This is a genomic window from Inmirania thermothiophila (assembly GCF_003751635.1).
Lineage (GTDB): Bacteria > Pseudomonadota > Gammaproteobacteria > DSM-100275 > DSM-100275 > Inmirania > Inmirania thermothiophila.
Genome location: NZ_RJVI01000002.1, coordinates 328,485 through 343,865 on the forward strand (window position 1 = coordinate 328,485; position 15,381 = coordinate 343,865).

General features: G+C 74.2%; 16 protein-coding genes and 1 tRNA gene. 14 read left to right on the forward strand and 3 right to left on the reverse strand.

Translation table 11 applies throughout. The features are described from left to right. Window position 1: 1 nt before the first annotated feature. Genes EDC57_RS07270 through EDC57_RS07285 form a run of 4 tightly spaced genes read left to right on the forward strand, consistent with a single transcriptional unit; the run spans window position 2 to window position 2,860 of the window. Window positions 2-850: a segregation and condensation protein A gene (locus EDC57_RS07270; RefSeq protein WP_123401223.1), complete on the forward strand. Its 849-nt coding sequence runs from the start codon at window positions 2-4 to the stop codon at window positions 848-850. Window positions 851-853: 3 nt separating this feature from the next. Further along, window positions 854-1,441 carry an SMC-Scp complex subunit ScpB gene (scpB, locus tag EDC57_RS07275; RefSeq protein ID WP_123401224.1) on the forward strand — a complete coding sequence of 196 codons (588 nt, stop codon included), beginning with the start codon at window positions 854-856 and terminating at the stop codon, window positions 1,439-1,441. Then, window positions 1,428-2,201 carry a 23S rRNA pseudouridine(2605) synthase RluB gene (gene rluB / locus EDC57_RS07280; RefSeq protein ID WP_123401225.1) on the forward strand — a complete coding sequence of 258 codons (774 nt, stop codon included), beginning with the start codon at window positions 1,428-1,430 and terminating at the stop codon, window positions 2,199-2,201. Before scpB ends, rluB begins: the two co-directional genes overlap by 14 nt. Continuing rightward, window positions 2,198-2,860: an endonuclease III domain-containing protein gene (locus EDC57_RS07285; protein WP_425454794.1), complete on the forward strand. Its 663-nt coding sequence runs from the start codon at window positions 2,198-2,200 to the stop codon at window positions 2,858-2,860. Before rluB ends, EDC57_RS07285 begins: the two co-directional genes overlap by 4 nt. A 3-nt stretch (window positions 2,861-2,863) precedes the next feature. Here the strand turns inward: EDC57_RS07285 and EDC57_RS07290 are convergent, their stop codons facing one another. From EDC57_RS07290 to EDC57_RS07300, 3 genes are all read right to left on the reverse strand, one after another. After that, window positions 2,864-3,772: a GGDEF domain-containing protein gene (locus EDC57_RS07290; RefSeq protein WP_123401226.1), complete on the reverse strand. Its 909-nt coding sequence runs from the start codon at window positions 3,770-3,772 to the stop codon at window positions 2,864-2,866. A 168-nt stretch (window positions 3,773-3,940) separates the two neighbouring features. Further along, complete coding sequence (locus EDC57_RS07295; RefSeq protein WP_123401227.1) at window positions 3,941-4,684, reverse strand: SDR family NAD(P)-dependent oxidoreductase; 744 nt, start codon at window positions 4,682-4,684, stop codon at window positions 3,941-3,943. Window positions 4,685-4,723: 39 nt separating this feature from the next. Beyond that, window positions 4,724-6,703 carry an AAA family ATPase gene (locus tag EDC57_RS07300; RefSeq protein ID WP_123401228.1) on the reverse strand — a complete coding sequence of 660 codons (1,980 nt, stop codon included), beginning with the start codon at window positions 6,701-6,703 and terminating at the stop codon, window positions 4,724-4,726. A 218-nt stretch (window positions 6,704-6,921) separates the two neighbouring features. On the opposite strand from EDC57_RS07300, the gene tpiA reads away from it, so the two are divergent. From tpiA to nuoG, 10 genes are all read left to right on the forward strand, one after another. Next, the gene (tpiA, locus tag EDC57_RS07310) at window positions 6,922-7,701 is read left to right on the forward strand and encodes a triose-phosphate isomerase (protein ID WP_123401230.1); all 780 of its coding nucleotides are present in this window, start codon (window positions 6,922-6,924) and stop codon (window positions 7,699-7,701) included. Next, complete coding sequence (gene secG / locus EDC57_RS07315; RefSeq protein WP_123401231.1) at window positions 7,701-8,024, forward strand: preprotein translocase subunit SecG; 324 nt, start codon at window positions 7,701-7,703, stop codon at window positions 8,022-8,024. Before tpiA ends, secG begins: the two co-directional genes overlap by 1 nt. A 64-nt stretch (window positions 8,025-8,088) precedes the next feature. Next, window positions 8,089-8,173 (forward strand) — tRNA-Leu (locus tag EDC57_RS07320). 151 nt (window positions 8,174-8,324) lie between these two features. Then, window positions 8,325-8,681 carry an NADH-quinone oxidoreductase subunit A gene (locus EDC57_RS07325; protein ID WP_123401232.1) on the forward strand — a complete coding sequence of 119 codons (357 nt, stop codon included), beginning with the start codon at window positions 8,325-8,327 and terminating at the stop codon, window positions 8,679-8,681. Between the two features lie 36 nt (window positions 8,682-8,717). Next, window positions 8,718-9,194 (forward strand): NuoB/complex I 20 kDa subunit family protein, encoded by a 477-nt coding sequence (locus tag EDC57_RS07330; RefSeq protein WP_123401233.1) that lies wholly within the window; start codon window positions 8,718-8,720, stop codon window positions 9,192-9,194. An 11-nt stretch (window positions 9,195-9,205) separates the two neighbouring features. Further along, window positions 9,206-9,910 (forward strand): NADH-quinone oxidoreductase subunit C, encoded by a 705-nt coding sequence (locus EDC57_RS07335; protein WP_123401234.1) that lies wholly within the window; start codon window positions 9,206-9,208, stop codon window positions 9,908-9,910. Window positions 9,911-9,926: 16 nt separating this feature from the next. Beyond that, on the forward strand, window positions 9,927-11,180 hold the full coding sequence (locus EDC57_RS07340) for an NADH-quinone oxidoreductase subunit D (RefSeq protein ID WP_123401235.1): 1,254 nt from the start codon (window positions 9,927-9,929) through the stop codon (window positions 11,178-11,180). Then, complete coding sequence (gene nuoE, locus EDC57_RS07345) at window positions 11,180-11,674, forward strand: NADH-quinone oxidoreductase subunit NuoE (RefSeq protein WP_123401841.1); 495 nt, start codon at window positions 11,180-11,182, stop codon at window positions 11,672-11,674. Before EDC57_RS07340 ends, nuoE begins: the two co-directional genes overlap by 1 nt. 6 nt (window positions 11,675-11,680) lie before the next feature. Then, window positions 11,681-12,961, forward strand: coding sequence for an NADH-quinone oxidoreductase subunit NuoF (nuoF, locus tag EDC57_RS07350; protein WP_123401236.1), 1,281 nt, complete (start codon window positions 11,681-11,683; stop codon window positions 12,959-12,961). A gap of 11 nt (window positions 12,962-12,972) precedes the next feature. Next, window positions 12,973-15,375 (forward strand): NADH-quinone oxidoreductase subunit NuoG, encoded by a 2,403-nt coding sequence (gene nuoG / locus EDC57_RS07355; RefSeq protein ID WP_123401237.1) that lies wholly within the window; start codon window positions 12,973-12,975, stop codon window positions 15,373-15,375. Window positions 15,376-15,381: the final 6 nt, after the last annotated feature.

Here is a 15,381-nt window from a genome sequence, read left to right on the forward strand (position 1 = left end):
GATGACCGCGCAGCGGCGGCAGGGGGAGCAGGCGGGCCGCCAGGGCGAGATGCCCTTCGCGGTGGTGCTGGGCGAGCCGCTGACGGCGCTGCCCCAGGACCTCTACATCCCGCCCGATGCGCTGCGGGTCTTCCTCGAGGCCTTCGAGGGGCCGCTGGACCTGCTGCTCTACCTCATCCGGCGCCAGAACATCGACATCCTCGACATCCCCATCGCCGAGATCACCCGCCAGTACATGGAGTACATCGACATGATGCGGGGGCTGCGCCTGGAGCTGGCGGGGGAGTACCTGGTGATGGCGGCGACGCTGGCGGAGATCAAGTCGCGCATGCTGCTGCCGCGGCCGGCGGCCGACGAGGAGGGCGAGGAGGAGGACCCGCGCGCGGAGCTGGTGCGGCGGCTGCAGGAGTACGAGCGCTACCGGCGCGCGGCCGAGGATCTCGACGCCCTCCCCCGGGTGGGGCGCGACGTCTTCCCGGCGTGCGCCGACGCCGGGGGGCGGCAGGTGGTGCAGGTGCCGCCGCGGGTGACCCTGCAGGAGCTGCTGCTGGCCCTGCGGGACGTGCTGCGGCGCGCCGAGATGTTCTCGCATCATCAGGTGCGGCGCGAGCCGCTCTCGGTGCGCGAGCGCATGGCGGCGGTGCTCGCCCGCCTCGGCGAGGGCCGCTTCGTGGACTTCACCGCCCTCTTCCGTCCCGAGGAGGGGCGGCTGGGGGTGGTGGTAACGCTGCTCGCGCTCCTCGAGCTGGTGCGCGAGAGCCTGGTGGAGCTGGTGCAGGCCGAGCCCTACGGGCCGATCCACGTGCGCCGCGCCGGCGCCGGCACCGGGGCCGCGGCGGAGGGGGGCTGAGGCGTGGACGCGGCGCGGCTTCGCAACATCCTCGAGGCGGCTCTGCTCGCGGCGGGGCGGCCGCTGTCGCTGGACGCCCTCGCGGCGCTCTTCGCCGAACACGAGCGGCCGCCGCGCGGGCAGCTTCGGGCCTGCCTCGAGGCCCTGGCCGAGGAGTATGCCGGACGTGCGGTCGAGCTCAAGGAGGTGGCGAGCGGCTGGCGGGTGCAGGTGCGCGCCGACTACGCCCCGTGGGTGCAGCGGCTGTGGGAGGAGCGCCCGGCGCGCTACTCGCGGGCCCTGCTCGAGACCCTGGCCCTCATCGCCTACCGCCAGCCCATCACCCGCGGCGAGATCGAGGCCATCCGCGGGGTCGCGGTGAGCTCGAACATCATCCGCACCCTGCTCGATCGCGGCTGGATCCGCGTCGTCGGCCACCGCGACGCCCCCGGCCGGCCGGCCCTGTTCGGCACCACCCGGGCCTTCCTGGACCACTTCAACCTGCGCAGCCTCGACGAGCTGCCGACCCTGGCGGAGCTGCGGGACCTCGATGCCGTGGAGCCCGAGCTGCCGCTCGCGGGGCCGGCCCCCGCCGACCATGACGGCGGCTAGGCAGGGCGGCGGCGGGGGCGAGCGGCTGCAGAAGGTCCTCGCCCGCGCCGGCCTCGGTTCGCGGCGCGAGATCGACCGCCTCATTGCCGAGGGCCGGGTCACCGTGGACGGCGTGCCGGCGGTGCCCGGCACCCGCGTGCGCGGGCGCGAGCGCATCGTCGTCGACGGGCGGCCGGTGCCGCGCAGCCGGCTGCGCGCGGCGCCGCCGCCGCGGGTGCTCGCCTACCACAAGCCCGCCGGGCAGGTGGTGGCGCGGCGCGACCCCGAGGGCCGCGACACCGTGTTCCGCCACCTGCCGCGCCTGCGCGAGGGGCGCTGGATCGCGGTGGGCCGGCTCGATGTGGCCACCTCGGGGCTGCTCCTGGTGACCACCCACGGCGAGCTCGCCCACCGCCTCATGCACCCGTCGCGCAGGATCGAGCGCGAGTACGCGGTGCGCGTCTTCGGGGAGGTGGACGGCCTCGTCCTCGAGCGCCTCCAGCGCGGGGTGCGGCTCGAGGACGGCCCCGCCCGCTTCGAGCGCATCGAGTACGCAGGCGGCGGCGGGGCCAACCAGTGGTACCACGTCACCCTGCGCGAGGGCCGCAACCGCGAGGTGCGCAGGCTGTGGGCCTCGCAGGGGGTCCAGGTCAGCCGTCTCATCCGCGTCCGCTACGGCCCGGTCGTGCTGCCGCCGGGCCTGCCCGCGGGGCGCTGGCGCGAGCTCACCCCCGGCGAGGTGGCGCACCTGTGCGAGCTCGTGGGGCTGCCGCGGCCGTGAGGGCGCCGCACGCCGCCGCCGTGCGGGCGGTCTACGCCCGCCTCCTCGAGGGCTACGGGCCGCAGGGCTGGTGGCCCGCGGAGACCCCCTTCGAGGTCATGGTGGGGGCGATCCTGACCCAGAACGCGGCCTGGGCGAACGTGGAGCGGGCCATCGCCCGGCTGCGCGCGGCGGGGCTGCTCGCCCCCGAGGCCCTCGCCGCGCTGCCGCCGGAGGCCATCGCGCCCCACATCCGCCCCGCCGGCTACTTCAACGTCAAGGCGCGCCGGCTCGCCGCCTACTGCCGGTGGTACCTGGCCGCGGGGGGGCTGGAGGGGCTGGCGCGGCGGCCCACGGAGGCGCTGCGGCGGGCGCTCCTCGCGGTCCACGGCGTCGGTCCCGAGACCGCCGACGACATCCTCCTCTACGCCTTCGGGCGGCCGGTGTTCGTGATCGACGCTTACACGCGGCGCATCTTCTCCCGCCTGGGGCTGGCGGAGGCGGGGTGGGGCTACGAGCGGCTGCGGGCCTGGTTCGAGGCCGCCCTCGAACCCGATCCCGACCTCTTCGGCGAGTACCACGCCCTCATCGTGCGCCACGCCAAGGCGGCGTGCCGCAAGCGGCCGGCCTGCGCCGGCTGCGTCCTGCGCGGCGACTGCTCCACGGGAGCGGGAGCCTAGCGGTCACGCACCCGCCGGCGGATGCACCTCGACGCGGTTGCGCCCGGCGCGCTTGGCCGCGTAGAGGGCGCGGTCGGCGCGCTCGAGCAGCGCCGCCTGCGGCTCGCCCGGGCGGTGGCAGGCGATGCCCACGCTCACCGTCACGCGCACCGTCTCCTCGCGCAGGCGGAAGGGGCGCGCGGAGACGGCGCGGCGGATGCGCTCGGCCAGCGCCACGGCGGCCTCGCAGCCGGCGTCGGGCAGCAGGATCACGAACTCCTCGCCGCCGTAGCGGAAGAGGAGATCGCTGCGCCGCATCGCCCCGCGGATGCGGGCCGCGCACTCGCGCAGCACCTCGTCGCCGGCGGCGTGGCCGAGGCGGTCGTTGATCTCCTTGAAGTGATCGAGATCGAGCATGAGCAGCCCGAGGCTGTGTCCACCGCGGCGGGCGAGATCCATCTGGCGGCGCAGCTCCTCGTCGAGGGCGGCGCGGTTGCCGGCGCCGGTGAGGGCGTCGAGACGGGCGCAGCGCTCGAGGCGGCGGAAGCGCAACGCGTTGCGCAGCGGGTAGACCAGCGCCGCGAGCAGGGTCTCGATCCCCTCCAGCTCCGCCGGCTCGTAGCGGCGCCGGCACATCAGGGTCACCTCGCCGAGGTCCTCGTCGTCCACCACCAGGCGGTAGGCGACACGGTGCGCGGCGCGGGTGCCGTGCAGCAGGGTGCGGTCCTCCTCCGGGTCCCGGTAGGCGATGCCGTCGGCCTCGCCGTGCTCGAGCAGATCCGCCGCGAAGCGCTGGATCACCCGCCCCGGATCGAGCCAGACCTGCAGCGTCGAGGCGAGCTGCAGCGCCCGCAGGGCGTCGGGGCCGGGGGCCGGCCGCTCCGGGCGGCGGGCGGCGGAGGAGGCGGGATCGAACTGGAGGATCGACGCCATGGGTCTCGTTCCTGTCCGTCCTGTCCCCTTCCTTATGCGAAATACGTGCCATCCGCTGTAGGATCCGTGAAACAAGGACTTGCGCGCCCATCCGAAGTTCCTGCGCCGGCGGGCGCCGGCAGGCCGACGCCGCCGCGGCGGCAAGCCGTCGCCGGGCGGCCGCAGGGCTCAGAGGGCGAGGGCGCGGCCGTGGGCCTCCGCCCCGGCAGGGCCCAGGAGGCGGACGATGGCCGGCGCCACCTCCTGCGGCGGACGCAGCGCGGCCGGGTCCTCGAAGGGGAAGACCTGCTGGCGCAGGCCGCTGCGGAAGACGCCGGGATCGATGCTGGCCACCCGCACGGTGCTGTTCTCGAGCTCGTCGGCGAGCACCTGCATGAGCCCCTCGAGGCCGGCCTTGCTCACGGCGTAGGCCCCCCAGTAGGCCTTGCCGTGGCGTCCGGTGGCGTCGCCGACGAAGAGCAGGCGCCCCTCCGGGGCCCGGCGCAGCAGCGGCAGGCACGCCCGCGTGAGGAGGAAGGGGCCGTTGAGGTTGACCTGCATCACCCGGTGCCAGAGCTCGACGTTGAAATGCTCCACCGGGCAGATGGCGCCGAGGAGGGCGGCGATGTGGACGAGGGCGTCGAGCCGGCCCAGGTTCTCCGCGACGGCGGCGGCGAAGCCCGTGTAGTCGTCGGGGCCGGCGCCCTCGAGGTCGAAGCCGTGGATCACGGGCTCGGGGTGGCCGGCGGCGGTGATCTCGTCGTAGACCCGCTCGAGGGGGCGGATGCGCCGGTCGGTGAGGATCACGGTGGCGCCGCAGGCCGCCGCGCAGCGGGCGACGGCGCCGCCCAGGGCGCCGCCGGCGCCGGTGACGAGGACGACGCGACCGGCGAGCAGGTCGGGCGGCAGGTCGCTGTGAGCGGTGGCGTCCATGGGGCGGCCGATTCTAGCACGCCCCCGCGGGGGGCCGCCTCAGCGCCCGTCGCGGCCGCCCCGCTCGGCGGCCTCGCCTGCGGCCTGGCGGCGGCGGGCGAGCTCCAGCAGGCGGTCCTCCACGCGGCGGTTGATGCTGCCCTCCGGGAAGCGGCCGTTGCGCCGGCGGCGCCCGGCGCGCACGCCGGTGAGGAGCTCCATGGCGTCGTCCACGGTCTCCACCGCATGGACGTGGAAGCGCCCCGCCGCCACCGCCTCGGCCACCTCCCGGCGCAGCACCAGGTGGGCGGCGTTGGCGGCCGGCAGCACCACGCCCTGGCCGCCGCTGAGCCCGCGCAGGGCGCAGACCTCGAAGAAGGCCTCCACCTTGTCGTTGACGCCGCCCACCGCCTGGACCCAGCCGAGCTGGTCGACGGCGCCGGTGACCGCGAGGTCCTGGCGCAGGGGCAGGTCGGCGAGCGCCGAGAGCAGGGCGCAGAGCTCGGCGAGCGAGGCCGAGTCGCCGTCGATCCAGGCGTGGCTCTGCTCCGAGGCGATGCTGGCGTGCAGCGACAGGGGCCGCTCGGTCGCATAGCGCTGGGCGAGGAAGTGGGCGAGGATGAGCACGCCCTTGGTGTGGCCGGGGCCGCCGAGGTCGGCCTCGCGCTCGATGTCGATGACCTCGCCCTCGCCGACGCGGGCGGTGGCGGTGATGCGGACCGGCTGGGCGAAGCCGAAGGGGCCGAGCTCCACCACGGTGAGCCCGTTGACCTGGCCGACGCGTCTGCCCTCGGTCTCGATGCGCACCACGCCGCTGGCGATGTCGTCGCGGACCTCCTCGGCGTAGCGGGCGGTGCGCGCGCGGCGCGCCGCGAGCGCCGCCTCCACGTCGCCGGCCTCGACGCGCGGCGCGCCGCGGCCGATGGCGGCATGGCCCGCCTCGGCGGCGAGCTGGGCGAGGGCCGCGGCCTCGAGCCAGACGCGGCCGGCGTCCTCCGCCGCCCGCAGGCCCTCCTCGAGGATGCGCGCCACGGCGCCGCGGTGCAGCGGCGGCATGCCGCGGCTGCGGGCGATGTGGGCGAGATGGCGGGCCGCCGGCAGCGCCGCCTCGGCCAGGGGCAGCCGCTCCCGGATGTCGGCGACGATACCGAAGAGGCGCGCGAACACGGGGTCCGACGCGGCGAGCTCGTGGTAGAGGTCCCGCTCGGCCACCAGGATCACCCGCAGCGCCAGCGGAACCGGCTCGGCGGCCACGGGCGGCGCCCCCGGGGTCTGCGGCGGCAGGGGGCGCACGGCGCCGTCGTCGAGGGCCGCGAGCAGCGCCTCCCAGGCGCCGGCCGCGCGGACGCGGCCGGCGTCGACGACCAGGCAGCCGCCGTTGGCGCGATGGAGCGCGCCCGGGCGCACCAGCGCGGGGCCGGCGACGAGGCTGCCGCCGAGCAGCGTGCAGCGCAGCTCGCCGAGGAGGGCGCCGGGCGCGGGGTCGGGCTCCAGCACCACCGGTGCGGCGGTGCCGCTGGCGAGCACCGCCGGACGCAGCAGCCGCGCGGGCTCCTCGGCCGTGCGCGCGGCGCGGGCGAGCGCCGCGAGATGACGGGCGAGGGGCTCATCGCCCCCGTGGGCGAGGCCGATGCGCGCGGCCTCGGCGGCGGCGTCGGCGCCGAGCTCGTCGAGGCGGGCGGCGAGGGCGGCGAGGTCGGCCGCGAGCGCCGGGGCGCGGCCCGGGGCGAGGGTGAAGGCGCGCAGCTGCCAGGGGTCCTCGGGATCGGCGAGGTAGATGCGGTCGGGGGGCGCCGGGCGGGCCTGAGCCCAGGCCCGCGCCCGGGCGAGGGCGAGGGCGCGGCGGCCGCTGCCGGGCGCGCCGAGGACGACGGCGTGGCCGCCGCCGGGCAGGGCGAGGGCGAGGTCGAGGGCGGCCGCGGCCCGCTCCACCCCGGGCGGGTGGGGCTGCGGCGCGAGCTCGCCGGTGTCCTCGAAGGGGAGGAGGTGCTCCGGGACCTCGGGCCGCACCTCCTCCCGGCGCAGGCGTCTGGCGCCCATGGGGCCTGGGACCTCCCGATCGACGCGAAGGCGCAAGCCTACCCGAGGGCGGGGCCGCTGTCAGCGCGGCGGGGCCGCATCTGCGGTTTCCATCAGCCGTTTCTATGGGGGGGCTTGCGCATCGGTATGGGGAACGCGTTGATCGGCAAGGGGCTTGTCGCTAGGCTTTGGGGCCGCCGGGACGCGGGGGCCGGCACGGGTTTGCGAAGGAGGCGGGCATGAGAAGGATGCTGGTGGCGGGCAACTGGAAGATGCACGGCAGCCGCGAGCTGGTGCGCACCCTCTGCACCGGGGTGCGCGAGGGGGCGGCGGCGGTGGGGCCGGTGGAGCTCGCGGTCTGCCCGCCCTACGTCTACCTGGAGCAGGCGCACACCCTGCTCGCCGGCGGCGGGGTCGCCCTCGGCGCCCAGGACGTCTGCGACCAGGACGAGGGCGCCTTCACCGGCGAGGTCTCGGGGGCGATGCTCGCGGAGGTGGGCTGCCGCTACGTCATCGTCGGCCACTCGGAGCGGCGCCACATCTACGGCGAGGACGACGCCCTCACCGCGCGCAAGTTCGCCGCCGCCCGCCGCCACGGTCTCGTGCCGGTGCTGTGCGTGGGCGAGACCCTGGAGGAGCGCGAGCGCGGCGAGACCGAGGCGGTGGTGGCGCGGCAGCTGGATGCGGTCCTTGCCCTGGAGGGGGTGCAGGGGCTGGCCGGGGCGGTCATCGCCTACGAGCCGGTGTGGGCCATCGGCACCGGGCACACCGCCACCCCCGGGCAGGCCCAGGAGGTGCACGCCTTCCTGCGCGCGCGCATCGCCCAACAGGATGCTACAATCGCCGCCGCCCTGCGCATCCTCTACGGCGGCAGCGTCAAGCCGGGCAACGCGGCGGAGCTCTTCGCCCAGCCCGACATCGACGGCGGCCTCATCGGCGGGGCCTCGCTCAAGGTGGACGACTTCCTCGCGATCGCGCGGGCGGCCGCGGAGGCCGCCGCGGCCAAGGTGGAGCGCTGATGCTGCAGACCATCCTCCTCGTCGCCCAGGTGCTGCTCTCGATCGGGATCATCGCGCTGGTGCTGCTCCAGCACGGTCGGGGGGCGGACGCGGGCGCGGCCTTCGGCGCCGGCGCGTCGGCCACGGTCTTCGGGGCGCGGGGCTCGGCCTCGTTCCTGACCCGCACCACGGCGGTGCTGGCGACGCTCTTCTTCATCAACAGCCTCGCCCTCGCCTACCTCTCCTCGGGGCAGCGGGCACCGGCGAGTGTGGTGGAGCGGGTGCAGCCGGCGCCGCAGGCGCCCGCCGCGCCCGGGCAGCCGCAGCTGCCGCCGGCGGAGTGACCGAAGGTGCCCATGCCGGGACTTGCGATCGGCGCCGGCTCGGGTAACATACGCGCCCGTTGCTGCCGAAGTGGTGGAATTGGTAGACACGCCGTCTTGAGGGGGCGGTGGCGCAAGCCGTGCCGGTTCGAGTCCGGCCTTCGGCACCATCTTCCGGAACGCGAGAGGGCGGCGCCGCGCGAGGCGGTGCCGCCCTCTTGCTTTTGCGCGCCAGGCGGCGGACGCGGGCGGCGGGCTGGATAACCAGATTTTAGAAGCCTATAACCGCGGCCGCCTTCGCGCCGGGAACAGGGGGGGACGATGCTGCAAGAGTACCTGCCGGTCCTGATCTTCGTCCTCGTGGGCATCGCCGTGGGCGTGGTGCCCCTGGCCATGGGCGCCATGCTCGGCCCCCACCGCCCGGATCCCGAGAAGCTCTCCCCCTACGAGTGCGGCTTCGAGGCCTTCGAGGACTCGCGCATGAGGTTCGACGTGCGCTACTACCTCGTGGCCATCCTCTTCATCATCTTCGACCTGGAGATCGCCTTCCTCTTCCCGTGGGCGGTGGTGCTCCAGAAGATCGGCATGTTCGGCTTCCTCGCCATGATGGTCTTCCTCGGCGTCCTCGTGATCGGCTTCCTCTACGAGTGGAGGAAGGGGGCGCTGGAGTGGGAGTGAGCGGGCGCGGCGTGCGGCCGCAGAGAGGCTGAGGCAATGGGCATCGAAGGCATCCTCGAGCGCGGGGTGATCACCACCACCGCGGACAAGGTCATCAACTGGGCGCGCACCGGGTCGCTCTGGCCCATGACCTTCGGGCTCGCCTGCTGCGCGGTGGAGATGATGCACGCCGGCGCCTCGCGCTACGACCTCGACCGCTTCGGCGTCATCTTCCGGCCGAGCCCGCGCCAGTCGGACGTGATGATCGTCGCCGGCACCCTGACCAACAAGATGGCCCCGGCGCTGCGCAAGGTCTACGACCAGATGGCGGAGCCGCGCTGGGTGATCTCCATGGGCTCGTGCGCCAACGGCGGCGGCTACTACCACTACTCCTACGCGGTGGTGCGGGGCTGCGACCGCATCGTGCCGGTGGACATCTACGTGCCGGGCTGCCCGCCGACGGCCGAGGCGCTGCTCTACGGGATCATCCAGCTCCAGAACAAGATCCGCAACACCAACACCATCGCGAGGTGAGGGCGCGACCGATGGCGGAGAGGGCAGAGGCATTGGCGGCGGAGCTTCGCGAGGTGCTGGGCGAGGCCATCGAGGGCTGCACGGTGCGCCTCGGCGAGGTCACCCTCGAGGTCGCCCCGGAGCGGGTGCCGGAGACGGGGCGGCGGCTGCGCGAGGCCCTGGGCTTTCACCAGCTGGTGGATCTGTGCGGCGTGGACTACGGCGCCTACGGGCGGGCGGAATGGGATGCGCACACCGAGCGGCGGGGCGGCTTCAGCCGCGGCGCGCGCCGCGACGGCGCCGGCTTCGCCGAGCGGCAGGCGCGGTTTCCCGGGCGCTTCGCGGTGGTCTATCACCTGCTCTCCCACGAGCACAACCGCAGGCTGCGCATGCGCGCCTTCTGCCGCGACGACGACTTCCCGCGCATGCCCTCGGTGGTGGACGTCTGGCCCTCGGCCAACTGGTACGAGCGCGAGGCCTTCGACCTCTACGGCATCGTCTTCGAGGGCCATCCGGACCTGCGGCGCATCCTCACCGACTACGGCTTCGTGGGGCATCCCTTCCGCAAGGACTTCCCGCTGTGGGGGCACGTGGAGATGCGCTACGACGCCGAGAAGGGGCGCGTGGTCTACGAGCCGGTGAGCATCGAGCCCCGCATCCTGGTGCCGCGGGTGATCCGGCACGACGCCCGCTACGTCGGGCGCGGGCGGGCCGCGGGCGAGGGCGGCGAGGGCTGAGGGCGCGGAGAGGGCGATGGCAGAGATCCGCAACTACACGGTGAACTTCGGCCCGCAGCACCCGGCCGCGCACGGCGTGCTGCGCCTGGTGCTGGAGATGGACGGCGAGGTGGTGCAGCGCGCCGATCCCCACATCGGGCTGCTGCACCGCGCCACCGAGAAGCTGGCCGAGACGAAGGTCTACAACCAGAGCATCGGCTACATGGACCGGCTCGACTACGTCTCGATGATGTGCAACGAGCACGCCTACGTGCTCGCCATCGAGAAGCTGCTGGGGATCGAGCCGCCCATCCGCGCCCAGTACATCCGCGTGATGTTCGCGGAGATCACGCGCATCCTCAACCACCTGCTGTGGCTCGGGGCGCACGCGCTGGACATCGGCGCGATGACCGTCTTCCTCTACTGCTTCCGCGAGCGCGAGGATCTCGTCGACGCCTACGAGGCGGTCTCGGGCGCGCGCATGCACGCCACCTACTTCCGCCCGGGCGGCGTCTACCGCGACCTGCCCGACCGCATGCCGCAGTACCGGCCCTCCAAGTGGCACGACGAGAAGGATTGCGAGCGGCTCAACCGCAACCGCCAGGGCTCGCTCCTGGACTTCATCGAGGACTTCACCGAGCGCTTCCCGAAGCACGTCGACGAGTACGAGACGCTGCTCACCGACAACCGCATCTGGAAGCAGCGCACGGTGGGCATCGGCGTGGTGGAGCCCGAGCGCGCCATCGAGCTCGGCTTCTCGGGGCCGATGCTGCGCGGCTCGGGGGTGGCCTGGGACCTGCGCAAGAAGCAGCCCTACGAGGTCTACGACCGGCTCGAGTTCGACGTCCCGGTGGGGGTCAACGGCGACTGCTACGACCGCTACCTGGTGCGCGTCGAGGAGATGCGCCAGTCCAACCGCATCATCCGCCAGTGCGTGGACTGGCTGCGCCGCAATCCCGGCCCGGTGATGCTGCACGACCACAAGGTGGCGCCGCCGCCGCGGGCGGAGATGAAAACCAGCATGGAGGCCCTGATCCACCACTTCAAGCTCGCCACCGAGGGCTACTGCGTGCCCGAGGGCGAGGCCTATGCCGCGGTGGAGCACCCCAAGGGCGAGTTCGGGATCTACCTCGTCTCCGACGGCGCCAACAAGCCCTACCGGCTCAAGATCCGCGCCCCCGGCTTCGCCCATCTTGCGGCCATGGACGAGATGGCCCGCGGGCACATGCTGGCCGACGTCGTCGCCATCATCGGCACCATGGACATCGTCTTCGGGGAGATCGACCGGTGATGCCCCAGAGGAAGAGCGAGCGGATCCCGCCCGAGGCCCGGGCCGAGATCGACCGCTGGATCGCCAAGTATCCGCCGGAGCAGAAGCGCTCGGCGGTGATGGCGGCGCTGCGCATCGTCCAGGACGCCAACGGCGGCTGGCTGACCACCGAGCTCATGGACGCCGTCGCCGACTACCTGGACATGCCGCCCATCGCCGTCTACGAGGTGGCCACCTTCTACTCCATGTACGAGCTCGAGCCGGTGGGGCGGCACAAGCTCTGCGTCTGCACCAACATCTCGTGCATGCTGCGCGGCTCGGACGAGATCGTGGCGCGCCTCAAGGAGCGGCTCGGCATCGGCCTCGGCGAGACGACGCCCGACGGGCGCATCACCCTCAAGGAGGTGGAGTGCCTCGGCGCCTGCGCCGCCGCGCCGGTGATGCAGGTGGGCCGGCGCTACGAGGAGCACCTCACGCCGGAGAAGGTGGACCGCATCCTGGACGAGCTGGAGTAGGGGCCGATGGCCAACGAAGTCTGCTACCGCACGCTCCATCTCGAGCGGCCCTGGACGCTGGAGGCCTACCGCAGCGTCGGCGGCTATCAGGTGCTCGAGCGCATCCTGCGCGAGAAGACGCCGCCGGAGCAGATCATCGAGGAGCTGAAGAAGTCGGCCCTGCGCGGGCGGGGTGGCGCCGGCTTCCCCACCGGCATCAAGTGGAGCTTCATGCCGCGCAACGCCCCCGGGCCGAAGTACCTGGTCTGCAACTCCGACGAGGGTGAGCCCGGCACCTGCAAGGACCGCGACATCCTGCGCTTCAACCCGCACCAGCTCGTCGAGGGCATGATCATCGCCGGCTACGCCATGGGCGCGACCGCCGGCTACAACTACATCCGCGGCGAGTTCTGGGAGCCCTACGAGCGCTTCGAGCAGGCCCTCGCCGAGGCCCGCGAGGCGGGCTATCTCGGGCGCGACATCCTGGGATCCGGCTTCGACTTCGAGATCCACACCCATCTCGGCGCAGGCGCCTACATCTGCGGCGAGGAGACGGCGCTGCTCGAGTCCATCGAGGGCAAGAAGGGCCAGCCCCGCTACAAGCCGCCGTTCCCGGCCCAGTACGGCCTCTACGGCCGGCCCACCACCATCAACAACACCGAGTCGCTGGCCTCGGTGCCGGTGATCCTCGAGAAGGGGGCCGAGTGGTTCCTCGCCCTCGGCACCGAGAACGCGGGCGGCACCAAGATCTTCAGCGTCTCCGGCCACGTGGAGCGTCCCGGCAACTACGAGGTCCCGCTCGGGATCCCGTTCCGCGAGCTGCTGGAGATGGCCGGCGGGGTCTGGAAGGGGCGCAGGCTCAAGGCGGTGATCCCGGGGGGATCGTCGACGCCGGTGCTGCCGGGCGAGGTCATGATGGACCTCACCATGGACTACGACAGCCTCGCCAAGGCCGGCTCCATGCTCGGCGCCGGCTCGGTCATCGTCATGGACGAGACCACCTGCATGGTCCGCGTGCTGGCGCGCATCTCGCATTTCTACTACGAGGAGTCCTGCGGCCAGTGCACCCCGTGCCGCGAGGGCACGGGCTGGCTGGCCCGCGTGGTCCATCGCATCCTCCACGGCGAGGGCCGGCCCGAGGACCTGGAGCTTCTCGACAGCGTCGCCGCCAACATCCAGGGCCGCACCATCTGCGCCCTGGGCGACGCCGCGGCGATGCCGGTGCGCAGCTTCATCCAGCACTTCCGCGACGAGTTCGCCTACCACATCGAGCACGGGCGGTGTCCGGTGGGCGACGGCCACGCATAGGGGCGGGGGAGATGGCGACGAGTCCTGAGCAGCGGCCCGCGGACCGGGTCGAGATCGAGATCGACGGGCGGCGCATCGAGGCCCCGCGCGGCGCCATGCTGATCCAGGCCGCCGACGCCGCGGGCATCGTGATCCCGCGCTTCTGCTACCACAAGAAGCTTTCGGTGGCGGCCAACTGCCGCATGTGCCTGGTGGAGGTGGAGCGCATGCCGAAGCCGGTGCCGGCCTGCGCCACGCCGATCACCGACGGCATGAAGGTGCACACGCGCTCGCCCAAGGCCATTGCCGCGCAGCGCGCGGTGCTCGAGTTCCTCCTCATCAACCATCCCCTGGACTGCCCCATTTGCGACCAGGGCGGCGAGTGCGAGCTGCAGGACCTCTCCATGGGCTACGGCCTCGACGACTCGCGCTACGACCTGCCCAAGCGCGTGGTCCCGGACCCCGATCTCGGCTCGCTCATCGCCACCGAGATGACGCGCTGCATCCACTGCACGCGCTGCGTGCGCTTCGGCGAGGAGATCGCCGGCGTGCGCGAACTCGGCGCCACCGGGCGCGGCGAGCACACCCGCATCGGCACCTACGTCGCCCGCGCGGTGGCCTCGGAGCTGTCCGGCAACGTCATCGACCTCTGCCCGGTGGGGGCGCTCACCTCCAAGCCCTTCCGCTTCCGCGCCCGCCCGTGGGAGCTCGTGGAGCACGACGCCGTCGCGCCGCACGACTGCATCGGCTCGAACCTGCACGTGCACAGCCGCCGCGGCGTGGTCCTGCGCGTGGTGCCGCGCGAGAACGAGGCCATCAACGAGTGCTGGCTCTCGGACCGCGACCGCTTCAGCTACGAGGGCGTCCACAGCCCCGACCGGCTCACCGAGCCCATGGTCAAGGAGGACGGGGTCTGGCGCCGCGCGGGCTGGGAGGAGGCCCTGGAGCGGGCGGCGCGCGCCCTGCGCGGGACGGTGGAGGCCCACGGCGGGGACGCCCTCGGGGTGCTGGTCTCGCCCACGGCGACCCTGGAGGAGCTCTACCTGGCCCAGCGCCTCGCGCGCGGGCTCGGCTGCGGCAACGTCGACCACCGCCTGCGCCAGCTCGACTTCTCCTGCGACGGCGACGACCCCGAGGCCCCGCTCCTGGGGATGGGGGTGGCCGATCTCGAGCGGCTCGAGGCGGCCCTGCTGGTGGGCTCCTGGGTCCGCAAGGAGCAGCCCATCGCGGGGCTGCGCCTGCGCAAGGCGGCGCTCGCCGGGGCGCGGATCGCGGTGCTCAACCCGCTCGACTTCGAGTTCCACTTCCCCCTCGCCCATCGGCTGGTGGCCGACCCGGCGGGGATGGTGCGGCGGCTTGCGGCGGTGGCCGCGGCGGCCTGCGAGGCCGCAGGACGGGAGCCTCCGGCGGGGCTTGCGGGGCTGCTGGGCGGTGCCGCCCCCGGGGAGGCGGAGCGGGCGGTGGCGGCGGCGCTCGCCGCGGCCGGGCGTGCCCTCGTGGTGCTCGGCCCCCTCGCCTTCATGCACCCCGACTTCGGCCTGCTGCGCATGCTGGCGGCGGTGGTGGCCGAGGCCACGGGGGCGACCCTCGGCTTCCTCCCCGAGGGGGGCAACGGGGTCGGGGCCTGGATCGCGGGCGCGGTGCCGCACCGGGGGCCGCGGGGGGCGATCCTCGCCGCCCCCGGGCGCAACGCCCGCGCCATGCTGGCCGAGCCGCGGCGGGGCTACCTCCTGCTCGGGGTGGAGCCGACCCGCGACTGCGCCGACCCGGCGCTGGCGGCGGCGGCGCTGGAGGCGGCCGAGCACGTGGTGGCGCTCACCGCCTTCCGCTGCCCCGACCTGGAGCGGCTGGCCGACGTGATGCTGCCCATCGCCCCCTACACCGAGACCGCCGGGACCTACGTCAACGCCGAAGGGCGCTGGCAGGGCTTCGCCGGCTGCGTGCCGCCGAAGGGGGAGGCGCGCCCGGGCTGGAAGGTGCTGCGGGTCCTGGGCACCCTCTGCGACCTCGAGGGCTTCGAGCTGGACTCGGCGGAGGCGGTGCGCGCGGCGCTCGAGGCCGAGCGTGCGGCGGGGGAGGCGCGGCCCGTGGCCTGGCGGGCGGAGCGGGCGGCGCGGCCCGCCGAGGCGGAGCTCTGGCGCGTCGCCGACGTGCCGCCCTATGCCGGCGACCCCCTGGTGCGGCGGGCGGCGGCGCTGCAGGCCACCCCGGACGGGCGGCGCGAGGCGGCGGCGGTGATGGCGCCGGCGCAGGCGCAGGCCCTGGGCCTGGCCGAGGGCGAGGTCGTGGCGGTGGAGCAGGGCGGGGCGCAGGCGCGCCTGAAGGTGGCCGTGGACGAGCGCGTGCCGGCCGGCTGCGTGTGGATCCCGACGGCGCTCGAGGCGGCGGCGGGGCTCGGCCCGGCGTTCGGGCCGGTGCGCGTCGCGCGGGCGTGAGAGGAG

Coding starts and splice junctions, on each gene's coding strand:
- EDC57_RS07325 (WP_123401232.1), top strand. CDS start 8,325: ATGCTGCAAGAGTACCTGCCGGTCCTGATCTTCGTCCTCGTGGGCATC.
- tpiA (WP_123401230.1), top strand. CDS start 6,922: ATGAGAAGGATGCTGGTGGCGGGCAACTGGAAGATGCACGGCAGCCGC.
- nuoE (WP_123401841.1), top strand. CDS start 11,180: ATGCCCCAGAGGAAGAGCGAGCGGATCCCGCCCGAGGCCCGGGCCGAG.
- rluB (WP_123401225.1), top strand. CDS start 1,428: ATGACGGCGGCTAGGCAGGGCGGCGGCGGGGGCGAGCGGCTGCAGAAG.
- secG (WP_123401231.1), top strand. CDS start 7,701: ATGCTGCAGACCATCCTCCTCGTCGCCCAGGTGCTGCTCTCGATCGGG.
- EDC57_RS07335 (WP_123401234.1), top strand. CDS start 9,206: ATGGCGGAGAGGGCAGAGGCATTGGCGGCGGAGCTTCGCGAGGTGCTG.
- nuoG (WP_123401237.1), top strand. CDS start 12,973: ATGGCGACGAGTCCTGAGCAGCGGCCCGCGGACCGGGTCGAGATCGAG.
- EDC57_RS07295 (WP_123401227.1), bottom strand. CDS start 4,684: ATGGACGCCACCGCTCACAGCGACCTGCCGCCCGACCTGCTCGCCGGT.
- nuoF (WP_123401236.1), top strand. CDS start 11,681: ATGGCCAACGAAGTCTGCTACCGCACGCTCCATCTCGAGCGGCCCTGG.
- EDC57_RS07300 (WP_123401228.1), bottom strand. CDS start 6,703: ATGGGCGCCAGACGCCTGCGCCGGGAGGAGGTGCGGCCCGAGGTCCCG.
- EDC57_RS07340 (WP_123401235.1), top strand. CDS start 9,927: ATGGCAGAGATCCGCAACTACACGGTGAACTTCGGCCCGCAGCACCCG.
- EDC57_RS07270 (WP_123401223.1), top strand. CDS start 2: ATGACCGCGCAGCGGCGGCAGGGGGAGCAGGCGGGCCGCCAGGGCGAG.
- EDC57_RS07330 (WP_123401233.1), top strand. CDS start 8,718: ATGGGCATCGAAGGCATCCTCGAGCGCGGGGTGATCACCACCACCGCG.
- EDC57_RS07290 (WP_123401226.1), bottom strand. CDS start 3,772: ATGGCGTCGATCCTCCAGTTCGATCCCGCCTCCTCCGCCGCCCGCCGC.